The 1,756-nt window shown below is 63.3% G+C and carries 1 protein-coding gene; it reads left to right on the top strand.

Annotation, left to right across the window (positions count from 1 at the left end; translation table 11 throughout):
• A partial coding sequence (locus AC1VAN_RS20800) for an efflux RND transporter permease subunit (protein ID WP_480986631.1) occupies window positions 1–1,756 on the top strand: 1,756 nt, incomplete at both ends.

Below are 1,756 nucleotides of genomic sequence, written 5' to 3'. Positions count from 1 at the left end.
GTGTTCATGGTGATGGCTGCCACCGGAAAGAACTTTGATCGCATCACGCTCGGTTCGCTGATCCTGGCGCTGGGCTTGCTGGTCGATGACGCGATCATTGCCATCGAAATGATGGTGGTGAAGATGGAAGAGGGCTACAGCCGGATCAAGGCATCGGCCTATGCCTGGAGCCATACGGCGGCGCCGATGCTGGCCGGCACCCTGGTCACGGCCGTGGGCTTCATGCCCAATGGCTTTGCCCGCTCAACTGCCGGCGAATACACCAGCAACATGTTCTGGATCGTCGGCATTGCGCTGATCGTGTCGTGGGTGGTCGCGGTGTTCTTCACGCCCTATCTTGGCGTGAAGCTTCTGCCTGAACTGAAGGCCGTGGAGCGCGGCCACAGCAGTCTCTACGATACGCCGCGCTACAACCGCTTCCGGTCAATCCTGGCGCGCGTGATTGCGCGCAAGTGGCTGGCCGCAGGTTCGGTGATCGGCCTGTTCGTGCTTTCGGTGGCAGGCATGGGGTTGGTGAAGAAGCAGTTCTTCCCCATCTCTGATCGCCCGGAGGTACTGGTCGAGGTACAGATGCCCTACGGCACCGCCATCGAACAGACCAGCCTGGCGGCCAGGAAGGTGGAGAAGTGGCTGTCCGCGCAGGAGGAGTCGAAGATCGTCACGGCCTACATCGGCCAGGGCGCGCCGCGCTTCTACCTCGCCATTTCGCCGGAGCTCCCCGATCCCGCGTTTGCCAAGATCGTCGTCCGCACCGACAGCCAGCAACAGCGCGACGCGCTGAAGGCAAGGCTCCGCCAGGCAGTGGCGGAGGGACTGGCGCCTGAAGCACGCGTGCGCGTCACGCAGCTGGTGTTCGGGCCTTACTCGCCTTATCCGGTGGCCTATCGGGTCAGTGGCCCGGATCCGGATGTCATCCGGGGCATTGCGGCCAAGGTGGAGCAGATCATGCACGCCAGCCCGATGATGCGGACCGTGAACACCGACTGGGGCGTTCGCACGCCAACGTTGCACTTCACGTTGGACCAGGACCGCCTGCAGGCGATGGGCATGACCTCTGCGTCTGTCTCGCAGCAGTTGCAGTTCTTCCTCAGCGGGGTGCCGGTCACTGCCGTTCGTGAGGACATCCGCACCGTCGAAGTGGTTGCCCGATCTGGCGGGGATACGCGCCTGGACCCGGCGCGCATTGCCGATTTCACTTTGGTCGGCGTCGGTGGCCAGCGCGTGCCGTTGTCCCAGATCGGCGCTGTCGAAGTGCGCATGGAAGAGCCGGTACTGCGGCGGCGCGATCGCGTGCCGACCATCACCGTGCGCGGTGATATCGACGATGCCCTGCAGCCACCGGACGTATCGGCGGCCATCAGCAGGCAGCTTCAGCCACTCATCGCCTCGCTTCCCGAGGGGTATGCCATTGCCCAGGCCGGCGCCATTGAAGAGTCCGGCAAGGCGATGAGCGCCATGCTGCCGCTGTTCCCGATCATGCTGGCGATCACCTTGCTGATCATCATCCTGCAGGTGCGCTCGATCTCCGCAATGATCATGGTCTTCATGACCAGCCCCCTCGGCCTGATCGGCGTGGTCCCGACCCTGCTGTTGTTCCAGCAGCCGTTTGGCATCAACGCCCTGGTTGGACTGATTGCATTGTCGGGCATCCTGATGCGCAACACGCTCATCCTTATCGGTCAGATCCACGAAAACGAAGAAGCCGGGATGGAAACCTTCCACGCGATCATCGAGGCGACGGTTCACCGGGCGCGCC

Source organism: Stenotrophomonas sp. 05L44_2, from assembly GCF_056665995.1.
The sequence above is the reverse complement of the archived record's forward strand: the minus strand, read 5'-3'. Positions and strand labels throughout refer to the sequence as shown.